19 protein-coding genes and 1 pseudogene are annotated in these 22,284 nt (G+C 64.4%); 6 read left to right on the top strand and 14 right to left on the bottom strand.

Going from position 1 to position 22,284, the window contains the following annotated elements:
- Window positions 1–93: 93 nt before the first annotated feature.
- The 6 genes and pseudogenes from QRN52_RS12560 to QRN52_RS23950 form a co-directional block, all read right to left on the bottom strand.
- On the bottom strand, window positions 94–831 hold the full coding sequence (locus QRN52_RS12560; protein ID WP_284753056.1) for a 5-oxoprolinase subunit PxpA: 738 nt from the start codon (window positions 829–831) through the stop codon (window positions 94–96).
- The gene (locus QRN52_RS12555; RefSeq protein ID WP_284753055.1) at window positions 828–2,324 is read right to left on the bottom strand and encodes an amidase; all 1,497 of its coding nucleotides are present in this window, start codon (window positions 2,322–2,324) and stop codon (window positions 828–830) included. Before QRN52_RS12555 ends, QRN52_RS12560 begins: the two co-directional genes overlap by 4 nt.
- Before the next feature lie 26 nt (window positions 2,325–2,350).
- On the bottom strand, window positions 2,351–3,358 hold the full coding sequence (locus tag QRN52_RS12550; RefSeq protein WP_284753054.1) for an ABC transporter permease: 1,008 nt from the start codon (window positions 3,356–3,358) through the stop codon (window positions 2,351–2,353).
- The gene (locus QRN52_RS12545) at window positions 3,355–4,908 is read right to left on the bottom strand and encodes a sugar ABC transporter ATP-binding protein (protein ID WP_284753053.1); all 1,554 of its coding nucleotides are present in this window, start codon (window positions 4,906–4,908) and stop codon (window positions 3,355–3,357) included. Before QRN52_RS12545 ends, QRN52_RS12550 begins: the two co-directional genes overlap by 4 nt.
- 1 nt (window position 4,909) lies before the next feature.
- Window positions 4,910–5,599: a sugar ABC transporter substrate-binding protein gene (locus QRN52_RS12540; RefSeq protein ID WP_284753052.1), complete on the bottom strand. Its 690-nt coding sequence runs from the start codon at window positions 5,597–5,599 to the stop codon at window positions 4,910–4,912.
- Window positions 5,539–5,862, bottom strand: a pseudogene (locus QRN52_RS23950) (sugar ABC transporter substrate-binding protein); the annotation flags it as partial. The gene QRN52_RS12540 and the pseudogene QRN52_RS23950, both read right to left, overlap by 61 nt.
- Here QRN52_RS23950 and QRN52_RS12535 point away from each other — a divergent pair.
- A complete protein-coding gene (locus QRN52_RS12535) occupies window positions 5,861–6,073 on the top strand; it encodes a hypothetical protein (protein WP_284753051.1) in 213 nt (70 codons plus the stop codon). The pseudogene QRN52_RS23950 and the gene QRN52_RS12535 sit on opposite strands and share 2 nt — an antisense overlap.
- A gap of 76 nt (window positions 6,074–6,149) precedes the next feature.
- Complete coding sequence (locus QRN52_RS12530) at window positions 6,150–6,950, top strand: FadR/GntR family transcriptional regulator (RefSeq protein ID WP_284753050.1); 801 nt, start codon at window positions 6,150–6,152, stop codon at window positions 6,948–6,950.
- A gap of 129 nt (window positions 6,951–7,079) precedes the next feature.
- Here the strand turns inward: QRN52_RS12530 and QRN52_RS12525 are convergent, their stop codons facing one another.
- Genes QRN52_RS12525 through QRN52_RS12510 form a run of 4 tightly spaced genes read right to left on the bottom strand, consistent with a single transcriptional unit; the run spans window position 7,080 to window position 12,488 of the window.
- Window positions 7,080–8,738 carry a flavin monoamine oxidase family protein gene (locus tag QRN52_RS12525; protein ID WP_284753074.1) on the bottom strand — a complete coding sequence of 553 codons (1,659 nt, stop codon included), beginning with the start codon at window positions 8,736–8,738 and terminating at the stop codon, window positions 7,080–7,082.
- A gap of 50 nt (window positions 8,739–8,788) precedes the next feature.
- Window positions 8,789–9,601, bottom strand: a complete 813-nt coding sequence (locus QRN52_RS12520) for a nitrilase-related carbon-nitrogen hydrolase (RefSeq protein ID WP_284753049.1) — start codon at window positions 9,599–9,601, stop codon at window positions 8,789–8,791.
- The gene (locus QRN52_RS12515) at window positions 9,598–10,968 is read right to left on the bottom strand and encodes a M20 family metallo-hydrolase (protein ID WP_284753048.1); all 1,371 of its coding nucleotides are present in this window, start codon (window positions 10,966–10,968) and stop codon (window positions 9,598–9,600) included. Before QRN52_RS12515 ends, QRN52_RS12520 begins: the two co-directional genes overlap by 4 nt.
- The gene (locus tag QRN52_RS12510) at window positions 10,965–12,488 is read right to left on the bottom strand and encodes an amino acid permease (protein WP_284753047.1); all 1,524 of its coding nucleotides are present in this window, start codon (window positions 12,486–12,488) and stop codon (window positions 10,965–10,967) included. Before QRN52_RS12510 ends, QRN52_RS12515 begins: the two co-directional genes overlap by 4 nt.
- A 184-nt stretch (window positions 12,489–12,672) precedes the next feature.
- Here QRN52_RS12510 and QRN52_RS12505 point away from each other — a divergent pair, with 184 nt between their 5' ends.
- On the top strand, window positions 12,673–13,821 hold the full coding sequence (locus QRN52_RS12505) for an RsbRD N-terminal domain-containing protein (RefSeq protein WP_284753046.1): 1,149 nt from the start codon (window positions 12,673–12,675) through the stop codon (window positions 13,819–13,821).
- Window positions 13,822–13,986: 165 nt separating this feature from the next.
- On the opposite strand, the gene QRN52_RS12500 is transcribed toward QRN52_RS12505, so the two are convergent.
- From QRN52_RS12500 to QRN52_RS12485, 4 genes are all read right to left on the bottom strand, one after another.
- A complete protein-coding gene (locus tag QRN52_RS12500) occupies window positions 13,987–14,625 on the bottom strand; it encodes an RraA family protein (protein WP_284753045.1) in 639 nt (212 codons plus the stop codon).
- The gene (locus QRN52_RS12495; RefSeq protein WP_284753044.1) at window positions 14,622–15,029 is read right to left on the bottom strand and encodes a RidA family protein; all 408 of its coding nucleotides are present in this window, start codon (window positions 15,027–15,029) and stop codon (window positions 14,622–14,624) included. Before QRN52_RS12495 ends, QRN52_RS12500 begins: the two co-directional genes overlap by 4 nt.
- Window positions 15,026–16,384, bottom strand: coding sequence for an MFS transporter (locus tag QRN52_RS12490; protein ID WP_284753043.1), 1,359 nt, complete (start codon window positions 16,382–16,384; stop codon window positions 15,026–15,028). The genes QRN52_RS12495 and QRN52_RS12490 overlap by 4 nt, the downstream gene beginning before the upstream one ends.
- Window positions 16,385–16,536: 152 nt before the next feature.
- Entirely contained in the window at window positions 16,537–17,754 is a 1,218-nt protein-coding gene (locus QRN52_RS12485) for an RsbRD N-terminal domain-containing protein (RefSeq protein WP_284753042.1), read from the bottom strand.
- 152 nt (window positions 17,755–17,906) lie between these two features.
- Between QRN52_RS12485 and QRN52_RS12480 the strand changes: the two genes are divergently transcribed.
- The 3 genes from QRN52_RS12480 to QRN52_RS12470 are packed head-to-tail and all read left to right on the top strand — an operon-like array spanning window position 17,907 to window position 22,276.
- Entirely contained in the window at window positions 17,907–19,244 is a 1,338-nt protein-coding gene (locus tag QRN52_RS12480) for an MFS transporter (RefSeq protein WP_284753041.1), read from the top strand.
- Entirely contained in the window at window positions 19,241–20,857 is a 1,617-nt protein-coding gene (locus QRN52_RS12475; RefSeq protein ID WP_284753040.1) for a thiamine pyrophosphate-dependent enzyme, read from the top strand. The genes QRN52_RS12480 and QRN52_RS12475 overlap by 4 nt, the downstream gene beginning before the upstream one ends.
- A gap of 12 nt (window positions 20,858–20,869) precedes the next feature.
- Window positions 20,870–22,276, top strand: coding sequence for an aldehyde dehydrogenase family protein (locus QRN52_RS12470; protein ID WP_284753039.1), 1,407 nt, complete (start codon window positions 20,870–20,872; stop codon window positions 22,274–22,276).
- Window positions 22,277–22,284: the final 8 nt, after the last annotated feature.

The raw sequence follows: 22,284 nt of genomic DNA, 5'->3' as shown, positions 1-22,284 counted from the left end.
ATATCTTCTAAAACACCAACCGTTCTTGATATGGCGAAGCCGGGTGCCTGGGTTTGGCAGGCACCCGGCTTTGGCGGGCTTGGTGGGCGCGGATCAGGTGTTGAGGACGTCCCGGACTGCGGTGGCCAGTTCAACGGAATTTGCCTGGTCGGAGTGGATACAGATGGTGTCCGCCCTGACGATGACGGTTTCACCCGTCACCGAAGCTATCGTTCCCTCCTCCAGGTATCGGTGGGTGCGTTGAACGGCTTGTGCGATCCCGGATTCGTGGCTTGAGCGGTTGACAATCACCGTGCCGTCGGCGTTGTAGTCAAGGTCCACATACAGTTCGCCGATGAACGGGATTCCCCGGCGTGCCGCGGTTGTTTCGTGGCAGGTTCCCGGGAGTCCGTAGACCGGCACGTTGAATTGCTCAGCGACATCGCAGAGGGCGTCCATCAGTTCCTCGCTTCTGGAGAGCATGGCGAACAAGGCTCCGTGGGGCTTGATGTGGTTCAGGGGTACGCCAGTGGAGTCGAGGAATCCCCATAGGGCACCGACCTGGTAACGGACCAAGTCCCGGACCTCGTCTTTCCGCAAAGCCATTTCGCGTCGTCCGAAGCCTACGGGGTCCGGCAGGCCGGGGTGGGCGCCGATGCGGACACCGGCGGAGGCGGCCTGGGTGACGATGCGGTTCATGGTGCCAGGGTCTCCTGCATGCATGCCGCAGGCGACGTTGATGGAGTCGACCAGGGGCAGGAGGGCTTCGTCGTTTCCGAAGGAGTGGATCCCGTAGGACTCGCCCATGTCCGAGTTGAGTGTCAGCTGGGGAATCAAGGTCTTGCCTTTCACGCTGTCACCCGGGACAGGTTGGGTGCCTTGCGTGCCGCGGTAGCCTTCTCGACCCCGTGTGCCAGTCCGAGCAGTTGCGGTTCGGAGTAGGGCAGCGCCATGATTTCCAGTCCGACGGGCAGCCCGCCGCTGGTGAATCCGGCGGGAACGGTAATGGCGGGGAACAATAGCTGGGATGCGATGACGGTGTTGGTCGGGTAGGTCAGGCATGTCCAGCGGTCGGCGAAGATGTCTTCGTGGCTCGGGGCTGCGAGTTTGACGTCCGGGAAGCAGATGGCGTCAAGCTTTTGTTCGGCCATGATTCCCGCCACCAGTCGCTGGAAGTCGCCTTGGAGGGCCACCCGGTCCGGGTACGTGGGGTCGTCTTTTGCCGTCGCCGGACCGGTCGCAATCCCGACGAACAGATCCAGCTTCTCGTGGAACTTGCCCTCCGCGTGAAGCTGTTCGATCGAGTCGATGCCGAGTTGGGGCCGTTTGGCGATGAAGGCGTTCATGTCCTGCCGGGACCGTGAGAAGTACACCGAGGTGTCGGCGACGTAGTCGTTCAGGTTCGGTACTTCCACATCGACGAGCTGGGCTCCTGCCGCTTCCACGGCAGCCAGGGCCTGGCGGATGACGTCGTTGACTTCCGCCGATTCTGCGTCCGAATCGGGGCCGAAGGCCTGGCGCAGCACACCGATGCGTTTGCCGGTGAGCGCGTTCTTGGTCACGGCTTCGGCGTAGGTACCGGAGTGGCGGGCAATGGCGTACGCCGCGGTGTAAGGGTCTTTCGGGTCGAAGCCGACGAGCGCATCCAGGACGACGGCGGCATCCGTGACGGTTCGGGTGATGGGCCCGGCCGTGTCCTGCGGCACGACCAGGGAAGACATCCCGGTCCGGCTGATCAGGCCCGGCGTGACGCGGAGTCCGACGACGTTGCAGAAGGAAGAAGGCAACCGGATGGACCCGCCGGTGTCTTCGCCGATGCCCACGAGGGCGAGGTTGGCGGCGACGGCGGCTGCGGAGCCGCTGCTGGATCCGCCCGGGTCGCGGGCCAGGTCGTAGGGGTTCCGGGTGATCCCGCTCCTGGAGGAAGTGGAGAACCAGGATGTGGCGAAGTCCGGCATGGTGGTCTTGGCGAGGATGATCGCGCCAGCTGCACGCAGCTGGGCGATCGCGGTCGCGTCCTGGGCGGCTGTGTAGGCGCCGGTTGCGGCGCTGCCGAAGCTTGTGGGTATTCCGGCGGTTTCGATCTGGTCTTTGACCACGACGGGAACCCCGTGGAGTGGTCCGGAGAGCTTGCCGTTCGCGGCGAGGTAGGCGTCCTGCGCGTCGGCTTCGTCGAGGGCGGTGCTGGAGACGGTGACGATGGAGTTCAGTGCCGGCCCCTCGGCGTCGAGGGTGCGGATGCGTTCCAGGTACGCCTCGACGAGGTCCCGCACGGTGTACGTTCCTGCGAGGAGTGCATCGTGGACCTCGGCAATGGTCAGTTCTTCGATGGTCGTGATGGTCATGGTGATTCCTTGGTGGTTTCTGGTTCTTATTTGGAGGAGTTGGGGCGGCGCAGTCTGAGCGCGGGCAGGATTCCGGGGAGCCGAGTCAGGGCGGCGATGATGATGATGCCCTTGATGATGTTCTGGTAGTACGAATCGACGTCCAGGAGGTTGAAGCCGTTCTGGAGAGTGGCCAGGATTGCCACGCCGACGGCGGTCCGCCAGATGGCGCCTTTTCCTCCAGTCAACGACGTGCCGCCGACGATGACAACGGTCAGGACATCGAAGACCAGGTTCGGATTGAGGTTGGGCTGTGCCGATCCCAGTTGCGAGGCCGTGACGACACCGGCGATGCCGGCGCACAGCCCCGAGAGCGTGTAGGTGCTGGCCACGACGCCGCGGGTTCGGATACCCGCGAGTCGGCTGGCTTCCTGGTTCCCTCCGACCGCGTAGACGGATTGCCCGTAGGGCGTGAATGCCAGGATGCAGCCGGCCAGCAGAAGCAGGATCATCAGGAGCATTCCCGAGTACGGGATGCCGGCGAGCCGCCCGCTGCCGAGTTCCTGGAAGGGGGCGAAGCCCACGACGACGGCCCGGTTTCCCGTGATGACCAGGGTGGTGCCTGAGATGATCAGGGAGCTGCCGAGGGTAGCGATGAACGGGTTGACCTTGAGCCCGGTGACGATCCAGCCGTTGACGAGCCCTGCCAGGATACCGGCTCCGGCCGCTGCGGCGAACGCCACGATCGGGGCCTCCGTCCGGCCAACGGTCGCGGCGATGACGGCAGTAAGGGAGTAGATGGCCCCGACGGAGAGGTCGAAACCGCCCGTGATGACCACGTACGTCATGCCGATTCCCATGATGGCGACCGGTGCCCATTGGCTGACGATGTTCATCAGGTTACCGCCGGCGAGGAAGCCCGGTTGGGCGAAACTGATGAGGGCGACCAGGACCAGCAAGGCCGCCAGGACGCCGAACCGGCGAAGGGTTGGACCCATCCGGGGCGTCTGCCCGGGCGGAGACATCCTGTTCTTTTGAAGTGTTGTCGTGCTCATGATGCTGCCATATCTGTTGTTGTGGGCCCGACGCTTCCGGGCGCCGGCGCGGTGTAGGTGTGGGTGAGGATGTCCTGGACGGTGGAGCCCGCCGGTAGTTCCGCGACCGCCCGGCCGGAGGCCAGGACAATGATCCTGTCGCTGTACCTGGTGACCTCGTCCAGGTCGCTGCTGCACCAGATGACGCACAGCCCCTCGTCGGCCAGCTTGCGGACCGTGGCAAAGATCTGGGCTTTGGCGCCGATGTCGATGCCCCGTGTTGGTTCATCCAGGAGCAGGCAACCGAGTCCGCGGTCCAGCCATCGGGCCAGCACGAGTTTCTGTTGGTTTCCGCCCGACAGGGTCCCTGCGGGCCCCTTCAGTCGGTTCGGGTTGAACCCCATCCGCGCAGCGCCAAAACTTGCCCATCCGGCCAGCGCGCCGTTCCGGAAGGGACGTCGGCCCGCTGCCTTGGCGAATTGGCCCAGGGCAATGTTCCACGCCGCGCTGCGGTCCAGAACCAGGGCCTGTTCTTTTCGGTCCTCCGGGGCCAGCGCGATCCCGCGCCGGATGCCGTCCCGGGGGGAACGGGGCCAAGGAACCTGCTTTCCGTCGAGCGTGAGGGTTCCGGTTGTGTGCCGGTTCGCACCCGCCAGGGTCCGCAGAAACCTGGTGCGTCCTGAACCGACGAGTCCGGCCAGGCCGACGATCTCGCCTTCGCGGATATCCAGTGCCGGCAGATCGACGCCTAGGGCCGTCAGCCCGCGGACGCTCAGGGCGATCCTGCCCTTGGTGTGTCCCGGGGCGGTGGGTTGGACCTCGGCCGGGGTGCCGCCGAGCATCGCGACGATCAGGGAAGGTTTATCCCAGTCGGCTGTTGCTCTGCTGTCGATCACGGCGCCCTCGCGCAGCACGGTGACCGTGTCGGCGATGTCCAGGACGTCGTCGAGATTGTGGGAAATGTAGACAACCGAGCATCCGGCGGAGGTCAGTTCCTTGATGGCTTTGTGGAGGGAACGGCTGTCTTCCGGTCCAAGCGAGGCCGTGGGCTCATCCATGACGATCAGGCGACGGTGGCTGGCCAGGGCCCGCATGATTTCGAGCATCTGCTGATTGGCCGTGGACAGGTCCCCGGCCCGGGTGGCTGCGGGTATGGAGGTGCCGGCCGCTGCGGCGGCCTCCCGGTATTGGGCGAGGGCGGCCTGGCGGTCGATGAAACCAAACCTTCGCGGTGGCCTTCCGAGCAACACGTTGGCCAGTGCTGTCATTTCCGGAACAATGGTCAGCTCCTGGTAGATCACCGCGAGACCCGCGGCGGCAGCCTTGCCGGGCTGGCCGCCGTCGAGCTCCTGGCCCCAGATACTGACCGTTCCGCTGTCCTGGTGGACGGCGCCGGCCACGGTCTTGATCAGCGTAGATTTTCCTGCACCGTTTTCCCCGACAAGGGCATGGACTTCACCTGCCCTGACCGTAAGGGAGACGTTCCTCAGGACCTGGACATCCCCATACTGCTTGTTCAATCCGCGGACGACGAGCGCGTCGGCGGCGGTGGATGGAGCGTGGGTCCGCATGTCAGTACTCCGGGTGGAACTTGTTGGCGTTGCTTGCGGTGATGAAGATCGAGCCTGGTCCCTGCGTGACGGCGGGTGCCTGGGCCAGGTAAGCGAACCCTGGGGTGTTTTCGCCGCTGGAAAGGGCACGGACAAGCTGGGCGACTCCATATGAGGATTCCTCATACGGAAGCAGGACCGATGTTGACGTCCAAGCCTCGGCGGAAACCCTGGCCACGCCTGCCGTGGTGCCGCCCACACTGTAAATGCGCACATCCTTCCCCGGGGTCTTCCCGGCATCGTGAACGGCCTGTTCCACGCCGCGGGTCATGTCATCCCAGGAGGAAATTACGAGGTCGATCTTGCCGTTCGCGCTGATCGCGTCTTGGACCACCGAGAGAGCCTTGGCGGGATCGAAGTTCCCTGGCTGGTCGGAGACAACCTTGACGTTCGGGTATTTCGCGGCCGCTGTCTTGATCGCGGCTTCCCATCGGGTGAACAGGTCTGATCCGACGAAGCCTCCGACGGCGACCGCATTGCAGGACGCGGTGCAGGACTTGAAGGCGTTTCGACGTGCTCGGTGAAGAACCGGGTGGTCTGCATGCCGACGAATCCGGCAGTCTCCGGTGTGTAGTCGGGGTTGCCGCACATGGGGCTGTTGATGGTGCTGACGGGCTTGCCGCTGGCCTGGAGCAGGTGGAAGTCCGAGCATCCGGGGGCGTCCGCGACGGGCGAGAAGATGTATCCGTCGAATCCCCGCTGCACGGCGTCCTGGACTTGCTGCAACTGGGCGGCCGGGTCGAAGTTCGCGTCGAAGACGGTCAATTGGACACCCATTTTGGCGGCTGTCTCCTGCGCCCCCTTCTGCCGGGTCTGGCAGTAGGCATTGGCGGCAGCGCATTCTGCCAGGTAGGCCACCTTTTTCCCGGCTGGCGCCTTGGTCCCGGCATCGACGAACTTAAGGGTGTTGCTCATGGCTTCGGTGCTGGCCGCCGATCCCGATGCTGCGGCTGTGGCGGGGGTATCCGTTGCGGTTTTGGGAGGTGCGGTGCAGGCGCTGAGGGAAATAGCGGACACGAGTGCAGCGATCCCCAACGCTGTGCTGATCTTCAAACTCATCGGTTTCTCCAAGGGGTGGATCGGGTGGCTCCCGCAACGATCGTTGGGGGGAAAAGTCAATGTCTAACTTTGGACATTATGCAAGGAGTATCCTTTCCTTGTAAAGGGGTTTCCACCGATGTGAAGGCAAGGTGCGTTTAGCGATGCCAGAAGAGTTCGTGCCGGTTCAGCTCGGCCGCAAGGACGCGTCCGGGCAAATTGCCCGCCAGCTGCGAAGGGCGATCAGCGTAGGCCAATGGCTGCCGGGGGAGCGGCTGCCCTCTGAGTTGGAGCTGGCGGAATCATTCGATGTTGCGCGCGCCACCGCAAGGGAAGCCCTGAAGATCCTGGCGGCAACAGGACTCGTCGTCTCTTCCCGCGGAAGCCGTGGAGGGACCTATGTTGCGGTGCCTGATGCTGAGACCGTCGCCGAACAGCTCAGTGACGCGATCCGCTTGTGGTACCGGGCCGGCAACGTCTCCCTGCACGACGTGGACGAGGCCCGCTGGGTGCTGGAAATGCAGTGCGTCGACCTGGCCGCACGCCGGCGCACCGAGGACGACCTCGAGGCCATCCACCAACCGATACACCTCGCTTCGAACCCCGATCTCGATCTCGCTGAATGGCTCCAGCTAGACATTGAGTTCCACACAGCGATCACCAGGGCCGCAAAGAACCAGATTCTCGAACTCGCCATGATGTCGGTGCATCTCATGCGGCCGGCCACCAACACCGTGTTCGTCGATCTGCTGGACCGCGAAGCCGTTTGGGCGCAACACACGGCCATCTACCAGGCAATCGCAGACCAGGACCCGGAAGCCGCCCGCGCGGCATTCCAAAACCACGTCGGATACCTCGACGACACCCGGCGCAAGGCACTGGCGGACATCAGCGCGACCGACGTTTTCGTGGCAACACTGCCCGATTCGAGCCGCCTGGCGGCATCAAGGCCCCGCGCCGAATAACCGCCCAGAGCCGCCCGTTCATCCGGTGCTACCCATTGGCATGGGCACGGCCGTATGGAGCCCCTTTAAGACGGGGCCCCATACGGCCGATGCGTGAGTCGGGGCCGATGAACAGCCTGCCCGGGGAGGTCAGGGAAGCCGAACGGGTTTGAGTTCGTCGAAGCGGTCGCCCGGGCCCGGGTTTTCCGGATTGGTCTTGCCGCCCAGCTGCGTCATGACGCCCCACACGGCATTGAGGCCCGTAGTCGCGGCTCCGTCGGCCCAGCCGCCGGTCCAGGAGATGCCGTCGCCGGCCAGATAGATGCCGCGGTGGGCCGGGTCCATTCCTTCCTGCATGAAGTGCGTGTAAAGCCGCTCCTGGTAGCGGTAATGCCCTGGGAGGTTGTCACTGAAGGCACCCATGAAGTTGGGGTCGTCTTCCCAGGAGACCGTGATTGGATCCCCGATGATGTGCGAGGCGATGTCCACGGTGGGATAGATCTGCTTCAGGGAGTGCAGCATAAGTCGGACTCGCTCGTCGGCATCAAGCGGTAACCACTTCAGGGCGTCGTCGTTCCAGGTGTAGGACAAGCAGATCAGGGCGGGCTGGTCGGGGCCGTTGTCCAGCAGGTAGGTGCCGCGCGTGAGCCGGTCTGTGAGCGTGGTACTCATGAGCTGGCGGCCGGTCTGCGGGTCGATGTCCTTCCAGAACGGCCTGTCGACCACTACGAACGTCTTGGAGGACTGCATGTAGTGGCTACGCTCGATCGCCGTCCAGAGCCTGTGGCTGAAGAGCGACTCGTCGACGTCGATGCGCGCCGAGAGCAGCCAGCTCTGGCACGTCGCAATGACCGCCGGATACTCCCGCGACTGTCCCCACTTGTCCGTGACGGCGATGGGTCCCTCGACCGCTGCAGCTGCGCCCCCACTGCCAGGAAGGCGCCGGATGGAAGCGACGCCGGGCCGCGGGTGCCCGCCGTGAAGGGACGCGAGGCTTGTGCCTTCTGGCCAGTGCGCCAGGTCGGAGGGGGCATGGTTCCAGAGGCGTTCCGGCAGGAGCTGCGCCCCGCCGATGATCCGGTGTTGGTCCGCGTCGGCATCCACGTACACGACGCGGAGGATCTCCAGGATGCTGTCCGGGAAGTTGGTGTCCCAGCCGCCCGTTCCGAACCCGACCTGGCCGAAGGCCTCCCGGTATTCGAACGGGAGGGACGCGAACGCCTTTGACGTGGCCAGATAACCGGAGAAGGAGATGTCGTCGAAGCGGGGAACCAATTCGTTCCAGAGCCTCTTGATCGTGGCGAGGTCCCTGGTGCGGATGGCTTCCTGCATGGCGCTAAAGTGGGCGCGTTCCTCCAGGCAGTCGTCCCACGCGTTGGAGACGTCCCGGAAGAACCCAGGCAGATCGTCGGGCCTCTCGGCATAGTGGGCCGTGCCGCCAAGTTCGATCACGGTGCTTCCGGCAGCAGGCGTCAGCGGGTTGGGGAACGGCTGGGTTTCGATGCCAACAAGATCCGCGTAGTGGAAGAACGAGGTGCCGGTCTTTGGGAAGCGCATCCCGCCCAGGTCCGCCACCGGTCCGGACTTGCCCGGCTGGGTGCCTCCACGGAGGCGTCCTCCGATCCTTGAGGACTCGTACACAACCGGCTTGAGTCCCATTTTCATGAGTTCGTAGGCTGCGACGAGCCCTGACAGCCCGGCGCCCACAACGGCCACTTCTGTGCCGTACATGTCGGCCGGGACGGAACCGATTCCCGCTTCATGGGTGATGTAGTCATCGTAGGGGAACGGGAAATCTGGGATGAGCATGCTCAGTTTTGCAGTCGGCGTGCTGGTGGCTGCGATGGTCACGTGGGTCCTTATTGGGGGTGGGCGCTGGCTGCGCTGTTGATGAACGGGGAGAGGTAGTCGGTGTCCAGCCGGGCCTGGCGAAGAGTGGACACGGCAACGTCCGCGACGATAAGCGCGGCATGGTCACCGGCGGCCGCAAGGTGCCGCCCGTACGGATCGGCGATGGTGCTCAGGCCGGCGAAGTGCGGGCCGGTGTGGTTGGCGTACGCAATGAACAGCTGGCTTTCGAGGGCTCGGGTGGGGACCACCATCGCCGGAATCAGCCGGGTGTCGAACGGGTGTGCGTCGGACTGGCCGCCTTCACGCAAGGGGACCGCCGTCGGAATGCAGAGCAGTTCCGCTCCCGCGACGGCCGCGGCACGCGCGAACTCGGGAAACTCGATGTCGAAGCAGATTCCGAGGGCAACGTTGACTCCGTCGAAGCCGACGACGGCGGGGGGTGCCTCCCCGGCGTCGAACGCTTCCTTCTCGACTGCCCCGAAGAGGTGCTGCTTGCGGTAGCGGGTCAGTTCGGCACCGTCGCGATCAAAGAAGGACGCCGAGATGTAGCGCCGCTCCCGGTCGTGTTCGACTGTGGAACCCACGATCGCCAGGCCTGCGGATAAGGCGATGTCGGCGATCTGCCGCCGCTGGACTGTCCCGTCGGTGCTGTTGACTAGGCCGGGAGCGTAACCGCTGATGAACAGTTCGGGGGTTACCAGAAGGTCCGCGCCCAGTGCCTTTGCTTCCTGCGCTCGGGCAGCAAGCCTGTTCAGGTTTTGCTGCGGTGAGTTGACCAGACCGGTCGCCTGAAGGACGGCCACCTTGATCCGGCCAGTCACTTGTTGCCCTCCAGCCGGGAGCCGGGTTCGGGTGACGCGGCATCGTCGAGGTCTCCGTTGCACAGCCTCTCAACTACGCGGGTCAGCATGTCTACGCCGGCGCAGGCGTCGTCGTCGTTCGTGTATTCGCGCTCATTGTGGGAGATGCCATCCACGCTGGGGACGAACAGCATGACCGTAGGGACGACATCCTTCATGTTGATTGAGTCGTGCCCGGCGAGCGTGAACACTCGGCGGTTGCTGAGGCCCAGTTCGGCTGCGCATTCGGCGGCCAAGGCCACACCCGCGGGTTGGTAGGGGTTGATGCCCCAGGCGTGGGACTCCTCGACCTCAATGCTGACGTTGGCCTCCGTCTCGATGGCGGCTATACCGGAGCGGAGCAGGGCTTTGGCAGCGGCCAGGACGCCCTCATCGGCGGTCCGCAAGTCCATCACGAGGTCCACCCGGGACGGCACCACAACGGGCGAGTTCGGATACACCGTCAACTGACCCACGGAGGTGTGCAGCACGGCACCGCTGAAGTGGTCCGCGATTTCCCTCAGCAAAACCACTAGGCGCGACGCTCCCAGCAGGGCGTCCTTGCGGTCGGCGATGACGGTTGAACCCGTGTGTGCCTGCTCGCCGTGGACGGTAACCGTGTATTTCGCAGCGGCCCAGCAGGCGTGGACCAGGCCGATCGTGGTGCCGGAGTCCTCCATCGACCGGCCCTGTTCAATGTGGATCTCCGCATAGGCGGCGGCAGCGGGGCCATCGCCGCTTCCTAGGTGCCCGATTTCGGTAAGGGCTTCGCGCACGCTGGTACCCGCGGTGTCCGTAACGGACAGCGCGACGTCGGCGGGGAGCTTTCCTGTGTAGACGGAACTTCCCATCATGGACGGGGCGAAGCGGCAGCCTTCCTCGTTGAACCAGTCAACGACGGCAAGGTTGTACTTGGGAACCGCTGGCCCGTTGCCGCCGTCGGACGATTTCGAGGCTGCCCGGTCCGCCAGCCTGCGGGCGGCGTGAAGGGCCGCGGCAACGCCGTACGCGCCGTCGTACTTCCCGGCGGTCGGCTGGCTGTCCAGGTGCGAGCCCACGAGGACGTAGGGTGCGCCGGGGTTCCATTCGATCAGCGCGAAAAGGTTTCCAACTTGGTCCGTTTCCGTACGGAACCCGTACTGGGAGGCGAGGGAGGTGAACCAGGTACGTGCTTGTGCGTCCGCCGCGGTGCCGGCTTGGCGGTCCACGCCGTGGCCGGGTGTTTCGCCGATGGTCGAGAGGCTGCGGAAGTCGCGGAGGAAGGACGCATCGTCATCGCTCGCTACCCGGCTGATGTCGGCAGGTTTTTGGGTCAGGGCGTTGGCGGGACGCGTTGCTGCGGTGGTCATGGTGTGTGCTCCTCGTTGTTGAGCCGCGTGGTGGAAGACTGGGCCGGTGATTGCTGGGCTGTGGCCCCCGCTACCGGGATGGCGTTGGTCGGCGGCCGGGTCCTGGCAAGTTCGTTGACGCGCCTTCGCACGGAGTACCAGCCGGCCATAAGGGCCGGGATGATGATTGCCAGGGAGGCCACCGTGTACGTGCCGATCGGGAAATCAAACAGCATCAGGACCAGCACCGCTGCCAGGAACGCCAAGGTCAGGTAGGAGGTCCAAGGCGCACCGAAGAGCCGGAAGGCTGGCCGCGGCATCAGTCCCGCTTTGGACAGTTTGTACAGTTTCAGTTGGCACAAAATGATGGTTGCCCAAGTGCAGAGGATGGCTAGCGCGGTGGCGTTGATGGTGATTTCGAAGGCCATCTTTGGAACAACTGCGTTGAGCCCCACGCCGAGCAGAGTGAAGGCAGCGGTGAAGAGGATTCCGCCGTAGGGCACCCCGCCGCGGCTCATCCGTTTCATGAATTGGGGTGCCGTCCCGGTCTGGGCCATGGAGCGGTAGATCCGCCCGGTGGAGTAGAGCCCGGCGTTGAGGCTGGATAGCGCGGCGGTGAGGACCACGAAGTTCATCACGTCGCCCGCACCGGGCACGCCGATACTGGCGAAGAAGGTTACGAACGGGGACTCCCCGGCCTTATAGGAGCTATACGGAAGCAGCATCGCCAGCAGGGCAGTGGAGCCCACATAAAAGATGGCGATCCGGAAGATGACCGCGTTGACCGCTTTGGGCATGATCTTCCTAGGGTCCTTGGTTTCGCCGGCGGCTACGCCGATCATGTCGATGCCGGCGTAAGCGAACACAATGCCCTGCACAATGATGACCGCGGGGAGTAGCCCGTTGGGCAGCAGGCCGCCGTGGTCGGTGATCAGGGAGAGCCCGGGCTGGTGTCCGGCGACCGGGAAGTTGCCGGCGAGGAAGATGCCGCCCACCAGGAGGAACGCCACGAGCGCGCCAACCTTGATAATGGCGAACCAGAATTCCAGTTCGCCGAATAGCTTCACGGAGATGAGGTTGACGCCGGTGACCACGAGCAGGGCCGCCAGCGCGAGGATCCATTGCGGGACGCTGCTGAACGCGGTCCAGTAGTTCAGGTAAACGGCGACGGCGGTAATGTCCACGATCGCGGTGAGCGCCCACGACAGTGAGTACACCCACCCGGAGATGTACGCTGCCTTTTCGCCATAGAACTCCCGAGCGTAGGAGACGAAGGAGCCTGATGACGGGCGGTGCAGGACCAGCTCGCCGAGGGCGCGGAGGATGAAGAAGGCGAACACTCCGCAGATCGCGTAGACAACGGGGAGGACGGGCCCGGCTGAGGCCAGGCGTCCGCCGGCGCCGAGGAAGAGTCCCGTGCCGATGGCGCCGCCGATGCCGATCATTTGGACCTGGCGGTTGGAAAGGCCCTTCTTGTAGCCGGATTGCTCGTCGGGGCGGACAGCCGTTGTCCGCTCCTCGACTGGATCAATGGTGGTCATGGAAACTCCTGGCCGGTGAAAGTGTTGGGCTGCCACAGGAGCAGCTGATCTCGATCGTCCCAAGGCGATGGATGATTGCCCATGACAGGGGCGAACGTAAAAGCATGCAAAAAATGTACGAACGTACATGGGCCGTGGCGTCCGGTTCCGCGAGGATGTATGGAGATGCTGTGGGAGGGGCGACATGACGGACGATGAGCAGTGGCTGACTTTGGTCGATGCCGTGGGCAGGCAGCTTCCTGGCCTCGTCGAGAATTTCCTGACCCGGATTCTTCCCGATCCCGCCTACGCCGATTCCGGCCTCACACTTGAAGACCTGCGTCGCAGCAGTTTCAGCTCCTTCTCTGCCATGCTCTCGGCTCTCGGCGGCCCTGCCGAGGATATTGGCGCACTTTCGGTCTTTGCCTCCGAACTTGGCGCCCGGAGGGCACGTCAGGGCGTTCCGCTGGACAGCCTGGTCCGGGCGATTCGCCTCGATTTCTCGGTGCTCTGGGATGCTTTGTCCGCACCGGAGCTGCGCGCAGACCCTGTGTTGTTGGTAAGGAAGGCGGAAGTCGTGTGGGCGACTGTCGACCGCTTCGCGTCCAGCGTCCAAGAGCGGTATTTGAGGGAGTTGGAGGAAATTGAGGGCGCCGATGCCGATCTTCAACAGCAGTATCTGACCCAACTGTTGGCGCCGGCCGAGCCGTCCCCAACTGAGTTGTCACGCATAGCCGGTGCCCTCCGCATCAACCCTCACGCGATGCTTCTTGTAGCGGCCATCGACCGGAACGACGGCCTGCTGATCAGGAGGCGGGTCCGGGCGCGTCCGCCGCGGGACTTTCCTGTGCTGACCTATGACCAAGGGCACCACACTCTTGTCATCCGGCCCCGAACGGTGGAGTCCAACGAAAAGCTGAGTTATCAGGAGGCCGCGCTGTTCGACGATGTGGCCGTCGCTGTGGCACCGCACGCCAACGGGATAACAGGAGTGCGCACAGCAGTCAGCGCCGCCCGGGAAATCATGAAAGACCTGCCCATGGGCAGCAAGGGAGTCTTCACGCTCAGGGACCGTTGGCTGTCCATCACAGCACACCGACTCTCGCAAGTGGGCTGTAACCCTGAAACCCTGGTCTTTTCGGCGCTTGGTCGATGTAGCGACCCGGAGCGGGAACGCCTCCTGGAAGCGGTTCGAGCGTTCCTGGAGCTCGGCAGCCTCGTAGCCGTGGCAGACAGGCTCGCCTGCCACCGGAACACCGTTGTCAACAGGCTGGCGGCATTTGAAGGTTACACAGGCCTGGACCTTCAAAAGCCACGGGACAGTGCGTTGGCGCTGCTTGCCGTTGGGGGATAGGGTCGCAGGTTCCGGAGTCGCTATTCCCGTGCTGGCATCACGAAGGCCGCGGCGTGGAGACGACTCAAAGCCACACACTCCTGGGTGGCTTTGAGCCTCCGTCTCTGGACAAGTCGAGCGTGCTGCAGCAGCGCGTCGCAAGGCGGCGTGTGGCGGTCAGGCGATTCAGTGCACGAGCAGCGTTTCGAGCGGTTCACCCGCGGCGATTCGTGCCAGCAGTTCCGGCTCGGCCGCGTCCGAGGCCAGTGCCCGCTCCAAGACTGCTGTCGCCTCCTCCTGGGTCAGCACGATCACGCCATTATCGTCACCCAGCACCCAGTCTCCGGGATGAACCTCGACTCCGCCGAACAACACGGGAACGTTGACCGATGATTCCTTGCCGTGCAGCCGCTTGGTGGTGAGGCACGAGGTCCCGCGGGCGAAGACCGGCAGTCCGGTGCTCCGCAACTCCAACAGATCCGTGGCTCGGCCGTCTACAACTATGCCGGCCGCGCCACGGGCCTTGGCAGCTGCTGCCGTCACTGCGCCGACGGGGGCGTGACGGTGGTCGCCATCCATGTCGATCACCAGCACGGCTCCGGGGTACAGCTCTAGGAGTGCACGGTTCATGGCGATCGCATCGTTGTCAACGATTCGGACTGTCACCGCAGGCCCGGCCACCTTTACGCCGTCGAGCAGAGACTGGATTGCCGGATCAACAAATCCGTCCTCAAGAAAGTGTCCGATAGTGGGGTAGCTGACCTCGGCAAGCCGGGCCAACAGGCCTGCCGAGGACCGAAGCTCCGCCGTAGATGCCTGGCTCATGCGAGCACCGCCACGCATTCAATCTCAAGGGATACTCTCCAGAGGCTCACACAGACGGAAGTGCGCGCGGGCTTCGCGGAGCCGAAGTACTCCGTGTAGACGCGGTTGTACTCCTCGAGTTGGTCCTGGCTGGTCAAGTATGTGTTGACCTTGACCACGTGCGCCAGGCTGGAACCTGCTGCCTCCAGTACCGCACGCAGGTTTTCGATCGCCTGCCGGACTTGTCCTTCGAAGGTCTCCGGTTGGTCGTCCAAACCGGTGATGGCAGCCGGGATCTGGCCGGAGGTGAACACGAAACCGTTGGCCATGACCGCGTGGGAGAAAGGTCCGACGGCGGCTGCCTGGCCGGGGACCTCGCCGAGCCGCGTGATGGTGGCCAGGTTCGTCGCTGGGGAATCGCTCACTTCGCGGCCGCGTCCGCTGCATCCACCGGGGCGACGTCGACGGCGTCGATGTTGCCGTGGCGGGTTTCCGTCAGGACGAACAGTGCCGCCAAGGAGATCAGCGCCGCGGCTGTGATGTACCAGGCAATGGATGAGCTCTGGTGCGTCAGGCCAAGGAGCCAGGTGGTGATGAACGGGGTAGCGGCGCTGCCGAGGAGGCCGGAGAGCATGTAGGCCACGGACAATCCCGAGTAGCGGACCTTGGAACCGAAGAGTTCGGCCAGGAACGTGGCGATGGGACCGTAGTTGGCTGCGAAGGCTGTCATCATTCCGAGGTAGGCGACGAACAACAGGGGTACGGACTTGGTGTCCATGAGCCAGAACATCGGGAATGCGAACAGCGCCTCAGCGGCCACTCCGGCGTAGATGATCGGCTTGCGGCCGTATTTGTCCGAGAGCTTCCCGAAGAAGGGGATGAGCACAAAGCACAGTGCGCAGGAAGCCAGGACAACCCAGAGCATGAGGCTCTCCGAGTGGCCGAGGTCCTTCTTGCCGTAGGAAACGCCGGAGGCAACCAGCAGGGTGAAGGTGCTCCCGGTAGAGAGGGTGGCGATGCCGCCGAGGACAACTTGCTTCCAGTACTTGGCCATGAGGGCGGCAAAGGGCATTTTCGCCTTGGCGCCGGCGGTCTTGACGGCCTGGAATGACGGGGTTTCCTCGATGTGGAGGCGGATGTAGATGCCGACAGCCACCAGCAGGCAGGAGGCCAGGAACGGGATGCGCCAACCCCAGCTGAGCAGTGCGTCCGAGCTGACGGTGGAAGCGACGACCAGGAACGCGACGTTGGCGATCAAGGTGCCTGCGGGAACGCCTACCTGAACGAGGGAACCGTAGAAGCCGCGGCGGGCGGAAGGAGCATGCTCAACGGTCATGAGTACCGCGCCGCCCCATTCGCCGCCCAACGCCAGACCTTGGATGACGCGCAGCAGAAGCAGCAACAGCGGCGCCGTGATGCCGATGGTGTTGTAGTCAGGCAGCAAGCCGATGGCGAAAGTTGCCGCTCCCATGGTGAGAAGGGAGATCAGGAGCATGGATTTGCGGCCGAGCCGGTCACCGAAGTGGCCGAAGATGATGGCGCCCACCATGCGGGCAATGTAGGCCGAGGCGAAGGTGCCGAAGGCCAGCATGGTGCCGACGATCGGGTCGAAGCTGGGGAAGAAGATTTTGTTGAAGACCAAGGCGGACGCTGTTCCGAACACGAACAGGTCGTACCACTCGACTGTGGTGCCGATGACGCTGGCGAGGGCGATTTTGCGCATCTTGGCCAGGTCAAGCCTGGCTGCGGACACGGAGGCGGTATCTACCGTTTGGGCCATGAGAAGCTCCAGATGAGTGTGGGGGCGAGTGCCCGGGTGAGGATGCAGATAACTATCCTGTGTTGCGTACCACACTTCAATGGCTGAATTTCCAGCAAAAAACGACAGAAAATGTGTGTTCACACAACGGTAGCTTTCCTTTGTGATAGACCTCAGGCCCAGGCCACCACTAGCCGGGCCGCTTGCGCCGGCACGGCCAGATCGATGCCAGTGAGCTCCTGGAAACGGTTGAGTCGATTGAGGATGGTGTTCCGGTGGCAAAACAGTTCCTGCGCCGTGGTGGTGATGTTGCCCGTGTGCAGGAAATGGCGCACGGTCTCGGTCAGCCGCTCGCGCTCGCCGTCGCGGCATTTCGAGAGGGCGGACTCAAGATCGGCCCAGAGGTCCAGGCCCGCATCCTGGAGTTGCTGCTTTGCGAGCCGGGCCCACGCAGCTGCGGCCGTCAATGGGCCTCGGTCCGCGGGCTGGAGCAGCAGGGCGAGGCGCTCTGCTGTCCGTGCTGCGGAGGGCAGGGCGCGCAGGCCGGAAAATCCCTCGACATAACCGCAAGGTATTCCGGTGATGGGAGCGGGAACGTAGGCAGTTCCTTCGTCTTGCCGCGGGGTGCCGCTGGATCCTCCGCCGTAGGCCCGGGGCAACGCCCAGAACACGTAGGTGCTGCCGCCGAATTCGTGGACGTAGAGGCGTTGGGACGGTTGGAGCCAGCCCCCTTGGGTGGCAATAGTCCGTAGTTTGGAAGCCGCGTCCCCACTCGCGGCGACGATGGAGAACCTTGCTTCCGGGTCCGTGACCAGGGCTGCCGCGGCCTGGCTGATGGTGTCTGCCGATAGCTCGGACTTGCTGAACAACCGGGCGATGAACTCCCGGCGGATGTTCGATTCCTCCTGGGCCATGCGGACCCGTTCGCTCGAATAGCTCGAGTGGGTTTGGGTGGCAAACTCATCGACCACGCGCCACACCTGGTCTACATGGGATGTCAGGAGCACTGCGTCCTCCGTGTCGGAGATTTGCAGGAGATCTGCCCACAGAATGCTGAAATCGAGGCGCACGGCTGAAATCAGGGCCTCGGGCGAAATTCCGGCACGGGCCCGTTTGGCGCCCAGTTCCGAAGAGAAGCGCGCCAGTGAATCCTGGCTGCCGTGGGAGTTCGAATGGCGGAACCTCTCGTCCCGCAGTCCGTCTATGAGGCGCCGGAAAGTTTCACGTGCCGTGTTCCGCAGTTCCGGGAGGCTCACCCTATTGTCGGCATATTCGGGGATCTCCTGGACGCGCGTCACGAAGAGCTCGACGAGTTCCTCCAGCCGCCCGTGCAGCCCTTCCACGAGCTCACCCCATCGCGCGGCGTCGCCGGCATTCTCTACATTGTGCATTTACACATTCTATGGCCAATATTCCGTGGCACAGAGCTAGTCTTTTTGGGCGGATCTACTGGCACTATGGGAGTAGTCACTGCCGAGTGAGACCAATCACAACCGGCAGTTCCCCGGTTTTCACGGCATAGTTCGAATCTTTTGGAGTAATCATGGCCAGCAGCGCAGGCAGCGCCCCCGCGGATCTGACTCCCGGGATGCCCCGCACAGTCGATGAGAGGGTTACCAGGAAGGTCGCCCTCGCCGCCCTCGTAGGCACAGCGTTGGAGTGGTACGACTTCTTCCTCTTCACCACCGCGGCCGCCCTGGTGTTCAACGCCCAGTTCTTCGTCTCGCAGGATCCGTTCGTGGCGGCGATGGGCTCCTTCGCCACGCTCGCCGTCGGGTTCGTAGCCCGTCCCATCGGTGGGTTCATCTTCGGCGCCCTCGGGGACAAAGCGGGCCGCAAGAAGATCCTCATGGTCACCATCGTCGGAATAGGCGTCGTCACCGGCATGATCGGCTTGCTGCCGAACTACATGACTATCGGCCTGGCCGCGCCTATCCTGCTGGTGGCCCTGCGGATCGTGCAGGGCCTCGCCGTCGGTGGCGAATGGAGCGGCGCGGTGATCATCGCCGTCGAAAACGCCCCGGTTGCCAAGCGTGCCCGCTATGCGGCGCTGCCGCAGATCGGTTCACCGACCGGCACCATCCTGTCCTCCGGAGGCTTCTTCGGCATGCTCTTCCTCGTGGGTCAGAACAATTTCGACGCGTGGGCTTGGCGCATTCCGTTCATCGCAGCCATCCCTCTCCTGGCCATCTCCATGTGGATCCGCAGCAGGCTCAGCGAGTCGCCCGAATTCGAAGCCCTCATGGAATCCGGCGAGACCGAGCACGCCCCCATCCGTGGCGTGCTGAAGAACAGTTGGCGCCAGATCCTAGTGGGCATGTGCTCGGCACTGCTCGGCATCGGCGGCTTCTACCTCATCACGAGCTTTGTGGTCTTCTACGGCACCAAGGTCCTGAAGCTGCCGTCCGAACTGCTTCTCCTGGGCACCCTCCTCGCTGCCGCACTCGAAATCGGAGCCCTGGTCTGGGCTGGCAGGATGGGCGAAAAATTCGGTGCCAGCAAAGTCATCTTGTGGGGCGGTGTGGCCTCGGCCATCATTGCGGTCCCTGTTTTCCTGGCCATCGACAGCCGCAACTCCGTCCTGGTGGTCGTCGGCATGATGATCGGCGTCGCCGTCCTGTCCATCCCGTACGCCGTCTCGGGCACGGCGCTGACGGCACTGTTCGCCACCAAGGTCCGCTACACGGGCGTCGCCATCACTTCCAATACCGCGGGCGTCATCTCCGGCTTCGTGCCCCTGATCGCCACAGCGCTGGTGGCTGCCAACGGCAACTCATATTGGCCCGGCGCCATCATTCTCCTGATTGTTTCCGTACTGACCGCTCTGTCCGGCATCTTCCTGCCCGGCCTGAGCATCAAAGAAGAAGGAATGAAGCATTGAGCACCACTACAGCAGGCCACCTCATCGTCGAGCAGCTTGAACGCGCAGGCATCAAACGGGTCTACGGCGTCCCCGGCGAGAGCTACCTGGACGTCCTGGACGGACTCCACGACTCCTCGATCGAGACCATCGTGACCCGCCACGAAGGCGGAGCAGGTTTCATGGCGCTGGCCGAGGGCCGCCTCACGGAACTCCCCGGCGTCGCCATGGTGACGCGCGGCCCCGGTGCCGCCAACGCGTTCATCGCTATCCATACGGCATACCAGGACGCGACACCCATGATTTTGTTCGTGGGCCTCATCCCCGTGGCGGATCGCGGCCGGGAATCCTTCCAGGAATTCGACATCAACGCCTGGTTCGGCAGCACCGCAAAGAAAGTCGTCACGCTCGACGACGCCGCTTCCGCCGCCCGCGTGGTGGACGACGCAATCTTCACGTCCCTCAGCGGACGCCCAGGTCCTGTGGTCATCGGGCTGCCCGAAGATGTGCTGGTGCACACCATTGATGAAGACACCGTGGAGCCGCGCAAGGTCTCCCGTCCCGGTCCCTCAGCCGCGGCCTTGGCCGAGTTGGAAACGCGGCTCGCCGCGGCCAACAAACCGCTCATCGTGGTGGGTGGCGAAGGTTGGACGAAAGAATCCGGGGACGCCCTGGCCGCCTGGGCGGCACGCCACAACGTCCCGGTCGTGGCCGATTTCCGCGCCTACGACGCCGTCCCGCACAGCAGCGAGTCCTACGCCGGCTTCCTCGGCTACGGCCGCAGCGACGTCACCGCGGCCCTCCTGGACGACGCCGACCTGCTCGTTTTCCTCGGTTGCGTCCGCGGCGACGTCCTCTCCGACGGTTATACCCGAGGCCTCAAGGCCACCACCGTGGTAGTCATCCCGGACCCGGACCTGCTGGGCCACTTCGGCCGAGTGGACCAGCACCTCACTGCTGACGTTTCGGCGTTTTCGCTGGCCATCGCGGACACTGACTCTGCCGTGCGGCCCGCCGCCGGCTGGTTCCGGGACGCCCGGGCAAATTACCTCAAGTTCTCCGCGGCCCAGCCCGACGGAGGCACGGCAGTGGATCTCGGCGTCGTCATGGAGATCCTCAAGCAAGAGATGGACGACGACGCCGTCCTTACCTTCGGCGCGGGCAACCACGCCCTGTGGCCAGCCCGCTACCTGAAGCACGACAGCGCCAACTCCCTGGCCGCTCCGCGCAACGGAGCCATGGGCATGGGAATCCCGGCCGCCGTTGCCGCTTCGCTGGCCTACCCGGGCCGCCAGGTCATATCGGTGGCCGGCGATGGCTGCTTCATGATGAATGGCCAGGAAATCGCGACGGCCATGGGTCACGGAGCACGGTTCATTGTGCTGGTAGTGGACAACGGCATCTTCGCCACTATCCGCGAGCACCAGGAAGCCCACTACCCGGGCCGCCCATCCGGCACGCACATGACCAACCCGGACTTCGCGGCCCTGGCCCGCTCCTACGGCGGCTACGGCGAGCGCGTGGACAGGGCGGAGGACTTCGCCGCCGCGTTCCGCCGCGCCGTCGACTCCGGCCTTCCTGCCGTGCTGCACCTCCCGCAGGACCCCACCACCCGTTCCCCCAAGAGCAACTGACTGGAGCCCCACGTGATCACGCTCAAGAACATCATCAACGGCCAAGCGGTCGACGCCCCGGCGAGCCTGCCCTTCTTCGATCCACGGACGGGGGCACAGGTCGGCACCGCCCCGGATAGTGACTCGGCCGCCGTCGACCTCGCCTTCCAAGCCGCTGCCGCCGCTTTCAAGAGCTACAAGCGCACGACGCCGGGCGAGCGACAGGCGCTGCTGCTGCGGCTCGCGGACCTCGTCGAAGCCAACGTGGACCGGCTGCTGGACGCCGAGGTTGCGTGCACCGGCAAGCCGCGTGCCGTGACCCGCGAACTGGAGATCCTGCGCGGCGCCGACCAATTGCGCTTCTTCGCCGGAGCTTGCCGCGTCGTGTCCGGCACGGCCTCCACAGAGTACGTGCAGGGCTTCACGTCCACCATCCGGCGCGAACCGCTGGGTGTGGTCGCGCAGATCACCCCGTGGAACTACCCGTTCATGATGGCCGTCTGGAAGATCGGCCCGGCGCTGGCGGCCGGGAACACGCTGGTCCTGAAGCCCGCTGACACCACTCCTTGGTCCACCGTGATCCTGGGCGAGCTGGCCCAGCAGGTGTACCCGGCGGGCGTCGTGAACATCGTCTGTGGAGGCCGCGAGGCCGGTGCCGCCATGGTGGACCACGAGATCCCGGAGATGGTGTCCATCACGGGTTCCACCAGGGCAGGCGCTCAGGTCATGTCCGCCGCGGCCAAGACGCTGAAGGATGTCCACTTGGAGCTGGGCGGAAAGGCACCGGCGATCGTTTTCGCCGACGTCGATGTCCAGCAGACAGCCCGCGAACTGGCCCTGAGCGCGTTCTTCAATGCGGGCCAGGACTGCACCGCCGTGACCCGGGTCCTGGTTCACGCGGACATTCACGAGGAGTTCGCCGAGGCCCTTGGCGCTGCGGCCGCCGCGCTGACCCTCGGCGATGACAGTTCGGACCTCGGGCCGCTGAACAGCGCCGCGCAGCTGGAGCGCGTGGAGGGCTTCATGACCCGGCTTCCGGCCAACGCCACCGTCCGGTCCGGCGGGAAGCGCACCGGCACTGGGTACTACTTCGAACCGACGGTGATCGACGGCGTCTTCCAGACTGACGAGGTGGTGTGCGACGAGATCTTCGGCCCCGTAGTCACGGTCCAGCCGTTCTCCACCGAGGAAGAGGCTCTTGAGCTGGCCAACGGGACCGTGTACGCCCTGGCCTCGAGCGTTTGGTCCAACAACCACGGTGTGGTCACGCGGGTATCCAATGCGCTCGACTTCGGCGCGGTGTGGATCAATTGCCACCAAGTCATTCCGGCCGAGGCGCCACACGGCGGTTTCAAGCACTCCGGCACGGGCAAGGACCTCTCCGTCTTCGGGCTGGAGGACTACACCCGGATCAAGTCCGTCACCACCTCGCACCGCTAGGCCTTGGC

The sequence above is a fragment of the Arthrobacter sp. efr-133-R2A-120 genome (genome assembly GCF_030209835.1).
GTDB lineage: Bacteria > Actinomycetota > Actinomycetes > Actinomycetales > Micrococcaceae > Arthrobacter.
Note: the sequence above shows the minus strand (reverse complement) of the source record. Positions and strands in the feature narration are given on the sequence as shown.

Coding starts and splice junctions, on each gene's coding strand:
- QRN52_RS12555 (WP_284753055.1), bottom strand. CDS start 2,324: ATGACCATCACGACCATCGAAGAACTGACCATTGCCGAGGTCCACGAT.
- QRN52_RS12550 (WP_284753054.1), bottom strand. CDS start 3,358: ATGAGCACGACAACACTTCAAAAGAACAGGATGTCTCCGCCCGGGCAG.
- QRN52_RS12545 (WP_284753053.1), bottom strand. CDS start 4,908: ATGCGGACCCACGCTCCATCCACCGCCGCCGACGCGCTCGTCGTCCGC.
- QRN52_RS12540 (WP_284753052.1), bottom strand. CDS start 5,599: ATGCTCGGACTTCCACCTGCTCCAGGCCAGCGGCAAGCCCGTCAGCAC.
- QRN52_RS12535 (WP_284753051.1), top strand. CDS start 5,861: ATGGCTTCGGTGCTGGCCGCCGATCCCGATGCTGCGGCTGTGGCGGGG.
- QRN52_RS12530 (WP_284753050.1), top strand. CDS start 6,150: ATGCCAGAAGAGTTCGTGCCGGTTCAGCTCGGCCGCAAGGACGCGTCC.
- QRN52_RS12525 (WP_284753074.1), bottom strand. CDS start 8,738: ATGCTCATCCCAGATTTCCCGTTCCCCTACGATGACTACATCACCCAT.
- QRN52_RS12515 (WP_284753048.1), bottom strand. CDS start 10,968: ATGACCACCGCAGCAACGCGTCCCGCCAACGCCCTGACCCAAAAACCT.
- QRN52_RS12510 (WP_284753047.1), bottom strand. CDS start 12,488: ATGACCACCATTGATCCAGTCGAGGAGCGGACAACGGCTGTCCGCCCC.
- QRN52_RS12505 (WP_284753046.1), top strand. CDS start 12,673: ATGACGGACGATGAGCAGTGGCTGACTTTGGTCGATGCCGTGGGCAGG.
- QRN52_RS12500 (WP_284753045.1), bottom strand. CDS start 14,625: ATGAGCCAGGCATCTACGGCGGAGCTTCGGTCCTCGGCAGGCCTGTTG.
- QRN52_RS12490 (WP_284753043.1), bottom strand. CDS start 16,384: ATGGCCCAAACGGTAGATACCGCCTCCGTGTCCGCAGCCAGGCTTGAC.
- QRN52_RS12485 (WP_284753042.1), bottom strand. CDS start 17,754: ATGCACAATGTAGAGAATGCCGGCGACGCCGCGCGATGGGGTGAGCTC.
- QRN52_RS12480 (WP_284753041.1), top strand. CDS start 17,907: ATGGCCAGCAGCGCAGGCAGCGCCCCCGCGGATCTGACTCCCGGGATG.